The 14,791-nt window shown below is 60.5% G+C and carries 16 protein-coding genes and 4 tRNA genes; 9 read left to right on the top strand and 11 right to left on the bottom strand.

The window, feature by feature from the left end:
• From MKZ87_RS09635 to yacG, 3 genes are read left to right on the top strand one after another with little or no spacing between them, the layout of a single operon-like run.
• Entirely contained in the window at positions 1 to 873 is an 873-nt protein-coding gene (locus tag MKZ87_RS09635) for a prepilin peptidase (protein ID WP_266200721.1), read from the top strand.
• On the top strand, positions 870 to 1,493 hold the full coding sequence (coaE, locus tag MKZ87_RS09630; protein ID WP_085703176.1) for a dephospho-CoA kinase: 624 nt from the start codon (positions 870 to 872) through the stop codon (positions 1,491 to 1,493). Before MKZ87_RS09635 ends, coaE begins: the two co-directional genes overlap by 4 nt.
• The gene (yacG, locus tag MKZ87_RS09625; RefSeq protein WP_085703175.1) at positions 1,490 to 1,690 is read left to right on the top strand and encodes a DNA gyrase inhibitor YacG; all 201 of its coding nucleotides are present in this window, start codon (positions 1,490 to 1,492) and stop codon (positions 1,688 to 1,690) included. The genes coaE and yacG overlap by 4 nt, the downstream gene beginning before the upstream one ends.
• A gap of 6 nt (positions 1,691 to 1,696) precedes the next feature.
• On the opposite strand, the gene MKZ87_RS09620 is transcribed toward yacG, so the two are convergent.
• The 3 genes from MKZ87_RS09620 to MKZ87_RS09610 all read right to left on the bottom strand — a co-directional run bounded on the left by MKZ87_RS09620 (position 1,697) and on the right by MKZ87_RS09610 (position 3,131).
• Positions 1,697 to 1,912 carry a hypothetical protein gene (locus MKZ87_RS09620; protein WP_007959584.1) on the bottom strand — a complete coding sequence of 72 codons (216 nt, stop codon included), beginning with the start codon at positions 1,910 to 1,912 and terminating at the stop codon, positions 1,697 to 1,699.
• Positions 1,913 to 1,977: 65 nt separating this feature from the next.
• Entirely contained in the window at positions 1,978 to 2,667 is a 690-nt protein-coding gene (locus MKZ87_RS09615) for an energy-coupling factor ABC transporter permease (protein ID WP_085703174.1), read from the bottom strand.
• The gene (locus MKZ87_RS09610) at positions 2,664 to 3,131 is read right to left on the bottom strand and encodes an FAD/FMN-containing dehydrogenase (protein ID WP_085697513.1); all 468 of its coding nucleotides are present in this window, start codon (positions 3,129 to 3,131) and stop codon (positions 2,664 to 2,666) included. The genes MKZ87_RS09615 and MKZ87_RS09610 overlap by 4 nt, the downstream gene beginning before the upstream one ends.
• Positions 3,132 to 3,261: 130 nt before the next feature.
• Between MKZ87_RS09610 and MKZ87_RS09605 the strand changes: the two genes are divergently transcribed.
• From MKZ87_RS09605 to MKZ87_RS09585, 5 genes are all read left to right on the top strand, one after another.
• Positions 3,262 to 3,888 carry a DUF1780 domain-containing protein gene (locus MKZ87_RS09605; RefSeq protein WP_007959580.1) on the top strand — a complete coding sequence of 209 codons (627 nt, stop codon included), beginning with the start codon at positions 3,262 to 3,264 and terminating at the stop codon, positions 3,886 to 3,888.
• The gene (locus tag MKZ87_RS09600) at positions 3,885 to 4,412 is read left to right on the top strand and encodes an MOSC domain-containing protein (RefSeq protein ID WP_085703173.1); all 528 of its coding nucleotides are present in this window, start codon (positions 3,885 to 3,887) and stop codon (positions 4,410 to 4,412) included. The genes MKZ87_RS09605 and MKZ87_RS09600 overlap by 4 nt, the downstream gene beginning before the upstream one ends.
• A gap of 51 nt (positions 4,413 to 4,463) precedes the next feature.
• The gene (locus MKZ87_RS09595; RefSeq protein ID WP_007909875.1) at positions 4,464 to 4,637 is read left to right on the top strand and encodes a DUF3094 domain-containing protein; all 174 of its coding nucleotides are present in this window, start codon (positions 4,464 to 4,466) and stop codon (positions 4,635 to 4,637) included.
• Positions 4,638 to 4,700: 63 nt separating this feature from the next.
• Positions 4,701 to 5,999: an NAD(P)/FAD-dependent oxidoreductase gene (locus MKZ87_RS09590; RefSeq protein WP_085703172.1), complete on the top strand. Its 1,299-nt coding sequence runs from the start codon at positions 4,701 to 4,703 to the stop codon at positions 5,997 to 5,999.
• Between the two features lie 210 nt (positions 6,000 to 6,209).
• A complete protein-coding gene (locus MKZ87_RS09585) occupies positions 6,210 to 6,617 on the top strand; it encodes a hypothetical protein (RefSeq protein ID WP_007959573.1) in 408 nt (135 codons plus the stop codon).
• Positions 6,618 to 6,689: 72 nt separating this feature from the next.
• Here MKZ87_RS09585 and MKZ87_RS09580 read toward each other — a convergent pair whose 3' ends face one another.
• The 8 genes from MKZ87_RS09580 to rluD form a co-directional block, all read right to left on the bottom strand.
• Complete coding sequence (locus MKZ87_RS09580) at positions 6,690 to 8,315, bottom strand: methyl-accepting chemotaxis protein (RefSeq protein WP_085703171.1); 1,626 nt, start codon at positions 8,313 to 8,315, stop codon at positions 6,690 to 6,692.
• Between the two features lie 159 nt (positions 8,316 to 8,474).
• A tRNA-Pro gene (locus tag MKZ87_RS09575) sits at positions 8,475 to 8,551 on the bottom strand.
• 97 nt (positions 8,552 to 8,648) lie between these two features.
• A tRNA-Lys gene (locus MKZ87_RS09570) sits at positions 8,649 to 8,724 on the bottom strand.
• Positions 8,725 to 8,729: 5 nt separating this feature from the next.
• Positions 8,730 to 8,806 (bottom strand) — tRNA-Pro (locus MKZ87_RS09565).
• 9 nt (positions 8,807 to 8,815) lie between these two features.
• A tRNA-Asn gene (locus MKZ87_RS09560) sits at positions 8,816 to 8,891 on the bottom strand.
• A 298-nt stretch (positions 8,892 to 9,189) separates the two neighbouring features.
• The gene (clpB, locus tag MKZ87_RS09555; protein ID WP_085697517.1) at positions 9,190 to 11,754 is read right to left on the bottom strand and encodes an ATP-dependent chaperone ClpB; all 2,565 of its coding nucleotides are present in this window, start codon (positions 11,752 to 11,754) and stop codon (positions 9,190 to 9,192) included.
• A gap of 131 nt (positions 11,755 to 11,885) precedes the next feature.
• The gene (gene pgeF, locus MKZ87_RS09550) at positions 11,886 to 12,620 is read right to left on the bottom strand and encodes a peptidoglycan editing factor PgeF (RefSeq protein WP_227233576.1); all 735 of its coding nucleotides are present in this window, start codon (positions 12,618 to 12,620) and stop codon (positions 11,886 to 11,888) included.
• Positions 12,617 to 13,579: a 23S rRNA pseudouridine(1911/1915/1917) synthase RluD gene (gene rluD / locus MKZ87_RS09545; RefSeq protein ID WP_085703169.1), complete on the bottom strand. Its 963-nt coding sequence runs from the start codon at positions 13,577 to 13,579 to the stop codon at positions 12,617 to 12,619. The genes pgeF and rluD overlap by 4 nt, the downstream gene beginning before the upstream one ends.
• 152 nt (positions 13,580 to 13,731) lie before the next feature.
• Here rluD and MKZ87_RS09540 point away from each other — a divergent pair, with 152 nt between their 5' ends.
• Positions 13,732 to 14,748, top strand: a complete 1,017-nt coding sequence (locus tag MKZ87_RS09540) for an outer membrane protein assembly factor BamD (RefSeq protein WP_085697519.1) — start codon at positions 13,732 to 13,734, stop codon at positions 14,746 to 14,748.
• Positions 14,749 to 14,791 lie beyond the last annotated feature (43 nt).

Here is a 14,791-nt window from a genome sequence, read left to right as displayed (position 1 = left end):
ATGCCTATCGACGAACTCTTCAGTCTGTATCCGCTGACCTTTGTCTTCACCGCCTTGCTGCTCGGGCTGGTGGTCGGCAGTTTTCTCAACGTGTTGGTCTGGCGCCTGCCAAAAATGCTCGAGCGCGAATGGCGCCAGCAGGCTCACGATGTTCTGGGACTGCCCGGTGAAACGTCGTTGCCCACCTACAATCTGATGCTGCCGCACTCGCAATGCCCCCATTGCGGCCACCGGATCCGCGCATGGGAAAACATTCCTGTATTGAGTTACGTGTTCCTGCGCGGGCGCTGCTCGAGTTGCAGCACACCGATCAGCAAGCGTTACCCGCTGACCGAACTGGCCTGCGGCCTGCTCTCGGCATTTATCGCCTGGCACCTGGGTTCCGGCTGGCCGGCGTGCCTGCTGATCGTGCTGACCTGGGGCCTGTTGGCCATGAGCCTGATCGATATCGAGCACCAGTTGCTGCCTGACGTATTGGTGCTGCCGCTGCTGTGGCTGGGGCTGATCGTCAACAGCTTCGAGCTGTTCGTATCGCTGCACGACGCACTCTGGGGCGCGGTGCTGGGCTATATGGCGCTGTGGTCGGTGTTCTGGCTGTTCAAGCTGATTACCGGCAAGGACGGCATCGGCCACGGCGATTTCAAGTTGCTGGCACTGCTCGGAGCGTGGGGCGGCTGGCAGATTCTGCCGCTGACCATCCTCCTGTCCTCACTGGTGGGCGCCGTGCTCGGGGTGATTTTGCTCAAACTGCGCGACCAGAAAACCTCGACCCCGATCCCCTTCGGCCCGTATCTGGCAATTGCCGGCTGGATTGCCTTGCTCTGGGGTGGTCAAATAACCGGCTTCTATTGGCAGTTTGTCGGTTTGAAATGAATAGCCCTGTGGAAAAACCCTGGATTCTCGGCCTGACCGGTGGCATCGGCAGCGGCAAAAGCGCCGCCGCCCAGCACTTCATCGATCTTGGTGTTCACGTGGTGGACGCCGATCACGCGGCGCGCTGGGTGGTCGAACCGGGCCGCCCGGCGTTGGCGAAGATCGCCGAGCACTTCGGCCCGGAGGTGTTGCAGGCCGACGGCACGCTGGATCGTGCGGCCCTGCGCAAATTGATTTTTGAAGTGCCGGAGCAACGACGCTGGCTCGAAGCCCTGCTGCATCCGCTGATCGCCGAGGAAATCGCCCATCATCTGGCGCAGGCACAATCGCCTTACTCGATTCTGGTCTCGCCGCTGCTGATCGAATCCGGGCAATACGCGATGACCCAGCGAATCCTGGTCATCGACGCCCCGCAACAATTGCAGATCGAACGGACCTTGCAGCGTGACCAGACCAGCGAACAGCAGGTCCAGGCGATCCTCAAGGCCCAATTAAGCCGCGAAGACCGCGTCAGCCGTGCCGATGACGTGGTGGTCAACGACCGCGACCTCGCCTGGCTGCACAGCGAGGTCGAGCGCCTGCATCACTTTTACCTGACTTTATCCGGAGGCCAATCATGAGCCAGACCCCAACCGTCAACTGCCCGACTTGCGGCGCGCCCGTGGAATTCACCCCGCAAAACCAATACCGTCCGTTCTGCTCGGACCGCTGCAAGCTGATCGACCTCGGCGCCTGGGCGTCGGAAGAACACAAGATTCCGGTGGCCCCGGATGCCGAGGACGAACTGTTTTCCGGCGATTTCGACCCGCGTCACTGATCCCGTTCAGGGCCGCATGAAGCCATAGTCCTGATCGTCGTCGAGGTTTTCCGCCAGAAAACGCAACTCGTCGGCCAGGTCTTCGGCGTTACGCACCGCCTTGCTCTGCTGCACCACCGCACTGAGCAAGGCGCGCAGGCTCAGGCCCGGATCGAACCCCACCTCCTGCGCCATCTCCAGACTCTGCCGGGTTTCCTGCCTCGCCCACTCGTACACGCTCATGCCGCTGCTCCTGAAGGAATTTGGCCGAGCATGAAATGCCGCGCACCGGGTGGATTTGATGTGGATCAAGACTTGGGATCGTCGTCCTTCCAGGGCGCCGAAAGGTAGCGGGTGCGGTTGAAGGTCTCCAGCCATTCCGGGCAGAACACCACCAGCGCGCTGACCACCATGCCGTTGATGAAGGCTTCGGGAAAAATCAGCAACCACAGGTAACCGATGAAGTCTTCCAGCCATTCGGGCATCGCAAACAGGCCGTCGTACCAGAGCAGCGTCAGGCTCAGCGACAGGCAGAACAACGCCGACAGCGCGGCGGCGAAAAAGCCGGAACAAAAGATGTACACGAACGGATTGCGCGGCTGGGCGCGCTCGACCAGGATCGCCACGCATTCGGTAATCAACACCGGGAGCAGAATCAGCAAGGCACCGTTGACCCCGACGGCCACCAGATCCTGACGCCCCAACAGCACCAGCCCCAGCTGCGCCACCAGTGCCCCGACAATTGCCAGCGGCCAGTCCAGCAGCAGCGTCACTGCCGTCATGCCAATGAAGTGGTAAGACACGCCGGTATCGAAATCCCTGCGCACCAGCCACAGCAGAAACAACGCGAACACCGTACCGAACAGCAAATGCTGACGTCGGTTGTCACTGAACAACTCGACCCACGGTGCGCGTGCAATCGCCCAGAGCAGCACCGGCAGGTAAATCAGCCATCCCAGCAGCAGGCTCGCAGACGACAGCAGCTCGGCGCCGATCATGGGCGAGCCTGCTCCAGTGCCTCACGCAGTTCAGCCGCCTGGGTGTATTCATGCCGGGCCAGCAAGCGTCCGTCCTTGAGTTGCAACCAGAGCACCGCGCCTTCAGCCCCGGGGTAGCGCGAGGCCACGCGACTTTCGCGATCAAGCAACACTCGATAGCTGTAGTCACGCATGGCCGGAACGGCGAACATCTTCGCGATCAGCGCCGGCATGCGCTGGATATCGGCGACAAACACCGCATGCCGCGCTTCCAGATAGCCCTTGGGCTGATCGGCCATGGCTTGCTTGAGCAGTTTCGCGCCGTCCATGTCCCGCGCCACCAACAGCGTCGTAGTGCGGTTATCGAGAGTAAACGGCTGATCGTACTGATCCAGCAACGTCCAGGGTGCCAGTCGCTCACCGATTTCCAGCGCATGGGCCCACAACGGAACGACAGCGAACAACAACAGCCAGCGAAATTTCACATTCAGCCCCTTTCATTCGACGTTGATAAACGGAGCCATCAGTCTACACCGCCCCTACCGAGTGCCCACTGATGCACTTTGCTGCGCGAACGCTTTCTGCTTGTCGCAATTGAACGCTAAGCTTGGGCTTATGGATGACTCAGATTATTTACGCCTGCTGACCATCGCGGCCGAGCAAGCCAACGCTTTCCTGTCCAATGCCCGCAAATGGGAGCGTGAGCGTTGGGTCTGCCAGCGCCTGCTGCAAGGCTTGAACATTCCCTATCGCGCAGACGAGTTCGCGCCTGCCGGGGAACCGCCGGACGTTTTGTTTCGCGACGCCAACTTCGAGGTATTTTTCGTCCTCGACGAGGGCCGTCGGCTCAACGACGAATGGCGCGATGAGCTGCAACGTCGGCGCAGTGCGTTTTCCCTCAGCCAACTGGTGCGGCGTGAAGCCAAGCCGCGGCGGATTCCGGCCAATGAATTTCTGCTGAGACTGGCGCCGACCTTGCGCAAGAAAGCGCACAACTACAAGGAACGCGGCATGGACCTGGGCGAGCTGGACATCATTGCCTTCGCCAGCCTCAAACGCGAAGTGCTCGACCTGAACAGCCACTTTCCGCCGCCCACCGAATATTTGCGTCAGGGCTGGCGCTCGCTGTCGCTGGTCGGGCCGACATTTGCCCGGGTGCTGTTCGCCCACCCCGATGCCCCGGATTTTCTGCGCGGTAACCTGGGGCGCAGCATCGTGTTCGATGTCGGGATCAGCCTGTGACGCCACTTCAACAATTGATTGCCGATGTCCCGCAGACCGGTTGCGTGCGCTGGATTGGCGTGCGCCCCGAGTCACGGGGGCCGATGCTCGCACTCGATGCGGTGGAGGCGCGGCTTGAAGCCGGGCTCACTGGCGATCACGCTCGTCCCGGGGTGCGCAATGCGCGGCAGGTGACGCTGATTCAGTGGGAGCATCTGGCCGTGATCAGCGCCCTGATGGGCCGGTCGGCCGAACAACCGGTCACGCCTGAAGATCTGCGGCGCAATCTCGTTATAAGCGGGATCAACCTGTTCAGCCTCAAGGGGCGGCGCTTTCGCATCGGTCAGGCGATTTTCGAAACCACGGGCTGGTGCCAGCCGTGCGCGCGCCTGCAGAACAACCTCGGCCCGGGGACGTTCCAGGCCGTGCGCGGGCATGGCGGAATCACCGCGCGAGTGTTACAAAGCGGGATCATTCGCCTCGGGGACGGTGTGTCTGTCGAACCGGTTCCGGACAGTGGCTATGCTGCGTTCAATCCCGGTTGAAAACCGCTGTAGCGTGTTCTCATTCAGTAACGTCTACCTGACGAGGCCTTTATGACCAGCCGCCTGAACCCCGAAGACCAGAAGCATGTCGAAGAGTACCTGCAGTTGTCCCAACACCGTGTCGAGCGCCGGCCATTCCGGCCATGGATGCTCCTGGTGCTGGTGCTGGCAGTGACCATTGGTCTGGGCCTGTTGAGCCGATTTATCAGTTACCTGACGCTATGAGCAGCATCGCGCTCGCTCGGGTAACCGCACCGATTTCCTTTAAAAACCTTGCGAGCTATCCCCATGTCCCATCGTATTGTCATTGTCGGCGGCGGCGCCGGCGGTCTGGAGTTGGCTACCCGTCTGGGTAAGACTCTGGGCAAACGCGGCACTGCCAGCATCATGCTGGTCGACGCGAACCTCACGCACATCTGGAAACCGCTGCTGCACGAAGTGGCCGCCGGATCGCTGAACTCTTCCGAAGACGAACTCAACTATGTCGCCCAGGCCAAATGGAACCACTTCGAGTTCCAGCTGGGGCGCATGAGCGGGCTTGACCGTGAGCAGAAAAAGATCCAGCTCGCTGCCACGTACGACGAAAACGGCGTGGAACTGGTACCGGCGCGGGAAGTGCCGTATGACTCGCTGGTGATTTCGGTCGGCAGCACCACCAACGATTTCGGCACCCAGGGCGCTGCGCAACACTGCCTGTTCCTCGACACCCGCAAACAGGCCGAGCGTTTCCATCAGCAACTGCTCAATCACTATCTGCGTGCCCACGCCGGGCAGACCGATACGGTCCAGCAGATCAGCGTGGCCATCGTCGGCGCGGGCGCCACGGGCGTCGAACTGGCGGCCGAACTGCACAACGCTGCCCATGAACTGGCGGCTTATGGTCTTGACCGGATCAAACCGGAAAACATGCACATCACCCTGATCGAAGCCGGGCCGCGGGTGCTGCCAGCGTTGCCGGAGCGCATCAGTGGGCCGGTGCACAAGACTCTGGAGAAACTCGGGGTCAACGTGATGACCAACGCTTCGGTCAGCCAGGTCACTGCCGACAGCCTGATCACCGCCGATGGCAACGAGATCAAGGCGAGCCTGAAAGTCTGGGCCGCCGGGATCCGCGCACCGGGTTTCCTCAAGGACATCGACGGCCTGGAAACCAACCGCATCAATCAGCTGCAAGTGCTGCCGACACTGCAAACCACCCGTGACGAAAACATTTTCGCCTTCGGTGACTGCGCCGCCTGTCCGCAACCAGGCTCGGATCGCAACGTTCCGCCACGGGCCCAGGCTGCGCATCAACAGGCGTCGCTGTTGGCCAAATCGCTGAAACTGCGCATCGAAGGCAAGACCCTGCCGGAGTATAAGTACACCGACTACGGCTCGCTGATTTCGCTGTCGCGTTTTTCGGCTGTGGGTAACTTGATGGGCAACCTGACCGGCAGCGTAATGCTCGAAGGCTGGCTGGCGCGGATGTTTTACGTGTCGCTGTACCGCATGCACCAGATGGCGCTGTACGGGCCGTTCCGCACGGCGATGCTGATGCTGGGCAGCAAGATCGGACGCGGCACCGAGCCGCGCCTGAAGCTGCACTGATGTAAAAACACCGCGGGGGCTGACTCGCTCCCGCGGTGTTTTGTCTTTTACTGTATCTGCCCCCGCTTTCCCCACCTTCGCTTACAAACGCCCCGCTCCTCGACACAGACGCGATACACCGCCATCGCCTAATGGCCACACCCGAGCACACCTGCTCCGGCTTGATCGCCCTTAACGTGTGGTTGCGCTGTGCAACCGAAGGAGAATGCAATGTCCCGTACTTCGAAAATCGGCAAAAACTCCCTTGGCCTGGTCGGTGCCGTACTGGCCGGCGGCCTGATGCTGTCCGGCTCGGTGTTCGCTGCGCAACCGCTGGCTCAGGGCTACATGGTCGCCTCGGCCGAGACCTCGGTGAAAACCCCGGAAGGCAAATGCGGTGAAGGCAAATGCGGCGATGCGTCGATGGCCAAGACCGACACCGATGGCGACGGCAAGGTTTCGCGCGCCGAGTTCCTGAAAGTCGCGCCGAAGTCCGACTTCGACAAGATCGACACCAACCACGACGGCTTCATCGACGAGCAAGAGGCGTACAACAACGTCAAAGCCAACTTCGAAGCCAATGGCAAGAAAATGCCGAAAGGTCTGTTCGAACATCTGAAAGACCAGGACGGTGCCTGATTTTTCGAGTGCCCGACAAATCAAAGCCGCGCTTTCTCTGACGAGAAGCGCGGCTTTTTCACACCTGCATGATTACAACTGGAAGCGTCGCACCATGCCCTGCAACGCATTGGCCAGTTGCGACAGCTCATGGCTCGACGCGTTGGTTTGATCGGCGCCAGCCGCCGAACGCACCGACAGATCGCGAATGTTCACCAGATTGCGGTCCACTTCCCGCGCCACCTGCGCCTGTTCTTCAGCGGCGCTGGCGATCACCAGATTGCGCTCGTGGATTTCGTGTACCGAGGCGGTGATCGTCTGCAACGCTTGACCGGCCCGCTCGGCCAGCACCAGCGTGGTGGCAGCGCGCGAGGCACTGGCCTTCATTGACTCCAGCGCCAGGCTCGAGCCATTACGCATGCCCTGCACCATCTGCTCGATTTCCTGGGTCGATTGCTGAGTGCGATAAGCCAGCGCCCGGACTTCGTCGGCGACCACCGCAAACCCGCGCCCGCTCTCCCCGGCCCGCGCTGCTTCGATGGCGGCGTTGAGCGCCAGCAGGTTGGTCTGTTCGGCGATCGCCCGGATCACGTCCAGCACTTTGCCGATGTTCTGAGACTGATTGGCCAGTGATTGCACCAGCTCGCCAGTGTGTTCGACTTCGCTGGCCAAGGCGTTGATGGCGCCAGCAGTTTCACTGACCCGCTCCTGACCCAACTGCGCCGATTCGCTGGACTGACGGGTGGCGTCGGAGGTCGACACCGCATTGCGGGCAACTTCCTCGACCGCCGTGGTCATCTCGTTGACGGCGGTGGCGGCCTGTTCGATTTCGTTGTTCTGCTGTTGCAACCCTTGCGTGCTGTCATGGGTGACCGCGCTCAGTTCGTCGGAAGCTGTCGCCAATTGCGTGGCCGAACCGCTGATGCCCTGCAGGGTTTCGCGCAGGTTCTGCTGCATGGTCGCCAACGCCTTGAGCAGACGGCTGACTTCATCGTTACCGTGGGTTTCGATCGGACGGGTCAGATCGCCTCTGGCGACGTGTTCAGCAGCGTCGACAGCGGAGCTCAGGGGGTGAACGATACTGCGGGTGAGCAACATGGCCAGGGCGACGGTGGCCAATGCCGCCAGAGCGATGAATAAGCTCACGATGGTGCGCGAGGTTTCGTAGTGGGCGGCAGAGTTCTGGCTTTCGGCAGCGACCTGCCGGGTGAACAGGTCTGCCAGGTCATTAAGTTGTTTGCCAGAGCCGTCGACCACGGTTTTCATGTCGACCAGCAGCAACTTGGTCAGCTCATCGCGCTTGCCTTGCTCGGCCAGCGTGAACGACTGGGCGATCCCGGCACGGTAGGCGGCGAAGGTTTTCTTGAACTGATCGTATAACTGCTGGCCTTCCGGAGTAGTCACCAGTCGGTCGTAAGCGGCGATTTTCTCGCTCAGTTCCTTGTCGCGGGTGTCCATCTGGCTGCGGTACGTGGCGATGTTGGCCGGATCCTGATCCAGCGCCATGCGCAGAGAAATGGTGCGAATGCGCAACATGATCTCGCGAATCTCGTCGCCACCACGAATGCTCGGCAGCCACTGCGTCTCCACTGCCACTTCGCTGTCGCGGATGCTCGACATCTGCCCCAGCGCAAACACCCCGAGCAACGCCACCAGCACCGCGATCAGGGCAAAGCCCAGGGCGGCACGGGGAGCAATATTCAACTGACGAAGCAACATGACGAACGCCCTTTTTCTTGTCTTGGCCGGATTCAAGGGACGATCAATGGCAGCCCCCTTTTGTTAGCGGGCTATCGGCAAGTTGTACGATGACTTGAATGAAACATTTCCGGAGGCCAAAAAAAATCCCCGTATCTTTCGATACGAGGATTTTCAATATGGTCGGGGTAGGGGGATTCGAACTCCCGACATCCTGCTCCCAAAGCAGGCGCGCTACCGGACTGCGCTATACCCCGGTAAAAAAAAGGCGACCTTTCAAAGATCGCCTTCTTCGATCAGCGCTTTTGGCCTCTGATCTTAAGATTCGATCCCAGCGCAAACTGGTTTCAAAAATGGTGGGTCGTGTGGGATTCGAACCTACGACCAATTGGTTAAAAGCCAACTGCTCTACCAACTGAGCTAACGACCCAAAAATGGTCGGGGTAAGGGGATTCGAACTCCTGACATCCTGCTCCCAAAGCAGGCGCGCTACCGGACTGCGCTATACCCCGGTTTGAAATTGGCTCCGTGACCAGGACTCGAACCTGGGACCCAATGATTAACAGTCATTTGCTCTACCGACTGAGCTATCACGGAACTACATATTTCAATTTACAACGGTGAAACTTGCAGCTTCTCGACATCGTTTTCGCATCGCTGCGTTCGTGTGTCTGAGGCGCGCTATTCTACAACCTAGAACACCTCTGTCAACCCCCTAAATTGCTTTCAAGTTAATGATTTGCAACTTATTTCAGATTTCTGCCCAGTGAGCTGAAACCGTGTTGGTGACTGACTGCGGGGCGCACTTTACAAGCCTTTTCCTTTGAGTTCAACAGCCTGGCGAAAAAAAAGGCCTCGCTGTGCGAGGCCTTACTTACTTCACCACCGGCAGGTGTCAGTTGAACGTGATCTCGTCGTTCTCCACGACGCCGGTCGCGGTCTCCCCTGGCATGAAGCGTCCCGACAGAATCAACTGCGCCAACGGGTTCTCGATCCAGCGCTGGATCGCCCGCTTCAACGGCCGTGCGCCATAGACCGGGTCGTAACCGACCGCAATCAGCTTGTCCATCGCTTCCGGGCTCAGCTCCAGCTTCAGCTCGCGCTCGGCGAGACGACTGCGCAGACGGCCCAGCTGGATCTCGGTAATGCCCGCGATCTGATCCCGCGCCAATGGCTCGAAGATCACCACTTCGTCGACCCGGTTGATGAACTCCGGACGGAAGTGGGTGGAAATCGCATCCATCACTGCTGCCCGTTGTGCTTCACGATCGCCGACCAGCTCCTGAATCTGCATCGAACCGAGGTTGGAGGTCATGACGATCACGGTATTGCGGAAATCCACCGTACGACCGTGACTGTCGGTCAGACGACCATCCTCCAGCACTTGCAGCAGGATGTTGAACACATCCGGGTGCGCCTTCTCGACTTCGTCCAGCAGGATCACCGAGTAAGGCTTGCGCCGTACCGCTTCGGTCAGATAACCGCCCTCTTCGTAACCGACGTAGCCCGGTGGTGCACCGATCAGCCGTGCCACGGAATGTTTCTCCATGAACTCGGACATATCGATCCGCACCATCGCCTCTTCAGTATCGAAGAGGAATTCGGCCAGCGCCTTGCACAGCTCGGTTTTACCGACACCGGTCGGGCCGAGGAACATGAACGAGCCGCTCGGGCGGTTCGGGTCGGACAACCCGGCACGGGAACGCCGCACCGCGTTGGCCACCGCGACCACCGCTTCGTCCTGGCCGATCACGCGTTGGTGCAACAGGCTTTCCATCTTCATCAGCTTGTCGCGCTCGCCTTCGAGCATTTTCGACACGGGAATACCGGTCCACTTCGAAACGACTTCGGCGATTTCCTCTTCGGTCACCTTGCTGCGCAGCAACTGGTTCTCGCTCTTGCCGTGCTGGTCGACCATCTGCAGGCTGCGTTCCAGATCCGGGATCACCCCGTACTGCAACTCCGCCATGCGGTTCAGGTCGCCTTTGCGGCGCGCGGCTTCCAGTTCCTGACGGGCCTGTTCGATCTTCTGCTGAATCTGTGCAGAACCTTGTACCTCGGCTTTTTCCGAGTTCCAGATTTCTTCCAGATCCGAGTACTCACGCTCGTGGCGATCGATTTCTTCCTGAAGTTTCTCCAGACGTTTCTTCGCCGCGTCGTCGCTTTCTTTCTTCAGGGCCTGGGATTCCACCTTCAGCTGAATCAGGCGCCGCTCCAGACGATCCAGCACTTCCGGCTTGGAGTCGATCTCCATGCGGATGCGGCTGGCCGCTTCGTCGATCAGGTCGATCGCCTTGTCCGGCAACTGCCGGTCCGTGATGTAGCGATGGCTGAGCCTGGCTGCAGCAATGATCGCACCGTCGGTGATCGCCACTTTGTGGTGAACCTCGTAACGCTCCTTGAGGCCACGCAGGATCGCGATGGTGTCTTCTTCGCTCGGCTCGTCCACCAGCACTTTCTGGAAGCGTCGTTCGAGGGCTGCGTCCTTCTCTATATATTGGCGGTACTCGTTGAGCGTGGTCGCGCCGACGCAATGCAGCTCGCCACGGGCCAGGGCCGGTTTGAGCATATTGCCGGCATCCATCGAGCCTTCGCCCTTGCCGGCGCCGACCATGGTGTGCAGTTCGTCGATGAACAGAATGATCTGCCCTTCCTGCTTCGACAGCTCGTTGAGCAGCGCTTTCAGGCGTTCTTCAAACTCGCCGCGATACTTGGCACCGGCAATCAGCGCCCCCATATCCAGGGACAGCAGACGCTTGCCGCGCAGACCATCCGGCACTTCGCCGTTGATGATGCGCTGGGCCAGACCTTCGGCAATCGCGGTTTTACCCACGCCAGGTTCGCCGATCAGCACCGGGTTGTTCTTGGTGCGGCGTTGCAGAACCTGAATGGTGCGGCGGATCTCGTCGTCACGGCCGATCACCGGGTCAAGCTTGCCTTCCTCGGCGCGCTTGGTCAGGTCGACGGTGTACTTGTCCAGCGCCTGACGCGACTCTTCGTGGTTGGCGTCATTGACCGCTTCGCCACCGCGCAGGTTGTTGATTGCATTCTCCAGCGCTTTTTTGCTCACGCCCTGGCCGAGCAGCAACTTGCCGAGCTTGCTGTTCTCGTCCATCGCGGCGAGCAGCACCAGCTCGCTGGAAATGAACTGGTCGCCCTTCTGCTGAGCCAGGCGATCGGCCTGGTTGAGCAGGCGCGCCAAGTCCTGCGACATGTTGACGTCGCCGGTCGGATTCTGGATTTTCGGTAATTGATCGAGCTCTTTGGTCAGCTCTTTACGCAAGCTGTTGACGTCGAAGCCCACCTGCATCAACAGGGGTTTGATCGAACCACCCTGCTGTTCCAGCATCGCTTGCATCAAATGTGTCGGCTCAATGGCCGGATGATCGTGGCCGACAGCCAGGGATTGGGCATCGGACAACGCCAACTGTAACTTGCTGGTTAAACGGTCTATACGCATGGGTCACCTTCCTTTTGAGCAGGCCGGACCTAAAAAACCATCCTGAATAAAGAAACCTGCCAGATACCGCTATAGATGCGGTCGATTCTGGAAGATTCAAGCGCCAGGGAGTTGATGCAGATCAGACAAGCTTAGCGGGCGTCGGGCGACTCGAGCCAAACGAGGGAGGCGAAGCGACCAGTGCGCGATGCACGGCGATAAGAGAAGAAGCGCGGATCGGTCACGGTACAGAAACCGCCGCCATAAACAGCAGTGACACCGCGAACCGCCAGACGCAGCCGCGCCAGCTTATAGATGTCAGCCATGAACTTGCCGGCGTTGTGGCTCGGGACAAAGGCTGTCTCGGCTTCAGGCAATTGATTGATGAAGACTTCCCGGACTTCCGGGCCGACTTCGAAGGCTTGCGGGCCGATGGCCGGGCCGAGCCAGACCAGAATGTCCTCAGCGGCAACATCCAGACTGTCCAGTGTGGCTTCCAGCACGCCAGCCGCCAAACCACGCCAGCCCGCGTGCGCCGCCGCCACGCGAGTACCGGCACGATCGCAGAAAAGCGCCGGCAGGCAATCGGCAGTCATCGCTGCACAAGCGATGCCGGGTGTTGCGGTCCAGCTGGCATCCGCCGTGGCCACCACGGACGGGTCCGCATGCGCCACGGCAATCCCGTGCACTTGCTGCAACCAGGCAGGTTTTATGGAGAAGTGTTCGGTCAGGCGCCGACGGTTTTCGGCGACGGCCTCCGGGCGGTCATCGACGTGATCGCCCAGGTTGAGGCTGTCGAACGGCGCCTCGCTGACGCCGCCCTCGCGGGTGGTGACACAGGCCTTGACGCTGGCCGGCGCGGGCCAGTCCGGCGTCAGCCAGTTCATCCGACGAATGCCTCGCGATCCTGCTTGAGCAGGGTCAACAACCACACCAGATCTTCCGGAAGCGGCGATTCCCAGCTCATGCGTTCGCCGGTGGTCGGGTGATCCAGCTCGAGGAACCGCGCGTGCAGGGCCTGACGCGGGAAGTGCTTGAGGGATTCGACCATGGTCTGGCTCGCGGCCGGCGGAATGCGGAAACGACCGCCGTACGCCGGGTCACCGACCAACGGGAAGTTGATGTGTGCCATATGTACGCGAATCTGGTGAGTACGACCGGTTTCCAGCTTCACCCGTACATGGGTGTGGGAACGGAAGCGCTCCAGCACGCGGTAGTGGCTGACGGCAGGCTTGCCGCCTTCCATCACCGCCATGCGCTGACGCTGCTGGCCGTGACGGCCGATCGGGGCATTGATCTTGCCGCCGGCGGTGACCACGCCGATCACGATGCACTCGTAGATCCGGCTGACGCTGCGGTTTTGCAGCTGGGCGACCAGTTTGGTCTGCGCCTGAATGGTCTTGGCCACCACCATCAGACCGGTGGTGTCCTTGTCCAGACGATGCACGATACCGGCGCGCGGGACATTGATGATGTCCGGCACGTGGTGCAGCAAGGCGTTGAGCAAGGTGCCATCAGCGTGACCGGCGGCAGGGTGCACCACCAGGCCGGCAGGCTTGTTGATCACCAGAATGTCGTCGTCTTCATAGACGATGTCGAGTTCGATGTCCTGAGCGACCCATTCACCCTGGGCCTCCTGCTCGGCAGTCAGCTCAAGGATGGCACCGCCATGAACGATGTCGCGCGGGCGGATGACCGCCCCGTCCACAGTCAGGCGACCTTCTTTGATCCAGGCGGAAAGGCGCGAGCGCGAGTGCTCGGCGAAGAGTTGGGCGGCGACTTGATCGAGGCGTTGGCCGCCCAATTCGGACGGCACCTCTGCGCGAAGTTCAATTTTATCGGACATGCTCGGACTGGGCGTCGGCTACAGCCTTTGGTTTCGGCTGCGCGCTTGTGGTTAAATACGGCGTCTTTTGCCCCGGGGCTTTTCAACGGGGCGCTCATCATAACAGGACGGCCCCGCCCAAGACAGCGGCCGTCATAGGGACGCAAGCCGCCATGCAAGTGAAACACCTGCTGCTGATCGCCATCCTCGCATTGACCGCTGCTTGCTCATCGAAGGAAGTCGTAGACGAAAACCTGAGTGAAGCCGAGCTGTACCAGCAGGCTCAACAGGACCTGGATAACAACAGCTACACCAGCGCCACAGCCAAGCTGAAGGCCCTGGAGTCGCGTTATCCGTTCGGTCGCTATGCCGATCAGGCGCAGTTGGAGCTGATCTACGCCAACTACAAGAACGCCGAGCCGGAAGCTGCAAAGTCCGCTGCCGAGCGTTTCATTCGTCTGCATCCGCAGCACCCGAACGTGGATTACGCCTACTACCTGAAGGGCCTGACTTCGTTCGACCAGGACGTCGGCCTGCTGGCGCGCTTCCTGCCGCTGGACATGACCAAGCGTGACCCGGGTGCCGCCCGTGACTCCTACAACGAGTTCGCCCAGCTGACCAGCCGCTACCCGAACAGCCGCTACGCGCCGGACGCCAAGCAGCGCATGATCTACCTGCGCAACCTGCTGGCCGCCTACGAAATCCACGTGGCCGACTACTACCTGACCCGTCAGGCTTATGTCGCCGCTGCCAACCGTGGTCGTTATGTAGTGGAAAACTTCCAGGAAACCCCATCGGTCGGTGACGGCCTGGCGGTGATGACCGAAGCCTATCAGCGTCTGCATCTGGACGAACTGGCGGCCACCAGCCTGGAAACCCTGAAGCTCAACTACCCGAACCATCCGAGCCTGCAGGACGGCCAGTTCGTACCTCGCGTTGCCGAAGCAGACAACCGTTCGTTCCTGAGCAAGGCCACGCTGGGCCTGATCGAATCCCGTCCTCCGCTGCCGCCGGGAGAAACCCGCGCCAACCAGGACGTGCAGAAGCAGTTCCAGGATGCGAAAGACGCGATCCCGAACGAGCTCAAGCCGAAAGACGAAAACGGCGACGTGATCGAAGAGCCGGAACCGGAGTCGAGCGACAGCGATCGTTCCATCTTCAGCTACCTGACCTTCGGTCTGTTCGACTGATCACGTCGGTGATGCCAAAAAGGGAGATCTTCGGATCTCCCTT

This window comes from Pseudomonas sp. MCal1, from assembly GCF_026341415.1.
In the GTDB taxonomy this organism is placed as follows: Bacteria; Pseudomonadota; Gammaproteobacteria; order Pseudomonadales; family Pseudomonadaceae; genus Aquipseudomonas.
The sequence above is the reverse complement of the archived record's forward strand: the minus strand, read 5'-3'. Positions and strand labels throughout refer to the sequence as shown.

Coding starts and splice junctions, on each gene's coding strand:
- MKZ87_RS09615 (WP_085703174.1), bottom strand. CDS start 2,667: ATGATCGGCGCCGAGCTGCTGTCGTCTGCGAGCCTGCTGCTGGGATGG.
- MKZ87_RS09595 (WP_007909875.1), top strand. CDS start 4,464: ATGACCAGCCGCCTGAACCCCGAAGACCAGAAGCATGTCGAAGAGTAC.
- MKZ87_RS09590 (WP_085703172.1), top strand. CDS start 4,701: ATGTCCCATCGTATTGTCATTGTCGGCGGCGGCGCCGGCGGTCTGGAG.
- MKZ87_RS09580 (WP_085703171.1), bottom strand. CDS start 8,315: ATGTTGCTTCGTCAGTTGAATATTGCTCCCCGTGCCGCCCTGGGCTTT.
- coaE (WP_085703176.1), top strand. CDS start 870: ATGAATAGCCCTGTGGAAAAACCCTGGATTCTCGGCCTGACCGGTGGC.
- MKZ87_RS09540 (WP_085697519.1), top strand. CDS start 13,732: ATGCAAGTGAAACACCTGCTGCTGATCGCCATCCTCGCATTGACCGCT.
- MKZ87_RS09605 (WP_007959580.1), top strand. CDS start 3,262: ATGGATGACTCAGATTATTTACGCCTGCTGACCATCGCGGCCGAGCAA.
- MKZ87_RS09620 (WP_007959584.1), bottom strand. CDS start 1,912: ATGAGCGTGTACGAGTGGGCGAGGCAGGAAACCCGGCAGAGTCTGGAG.
- rluD (WP_085703169.1), bottom strand. CDS start 13,579: ATGTCCGATAAAATTGAACTTCGCGCAGAGGTGCCGTCCGAATTGGGC.
- MKZ87_RS09585 (WP_007959573.1), top strand. CDS start 6,210: ATGTCCCGTACTTCGAAAATCGGCAAAAACTCCCTTGGCCTGGTCGGT.
- clpB (WP_085697517.1), bottom strand. CDS start 11,754: ATGCGTATAGACCGTTTAACCAGCAAGTTACAGTTGGCGTTGTCCGAT.
- pgeF (WP_227233576.1), bottom strand. CDS start 12,620: ATGAACTGGCTGACGCCGGACTGGCCCGCGCCGGCCAGCGTCAAGGCC.
- MKZ87_RS09635 (WP_266200721.1), top strand. CDS start 1: ATGCCTATCGACGAACTCTTCAGTCTGTATCCGCTGACCTTTGTCTTC.
- yacG (WP_085703175.1), top strand. CDS start 1,490: ATGAGCCAGACCCCAACCGTCAACTGCCCGACTTGCGGCGCGCCCGTG.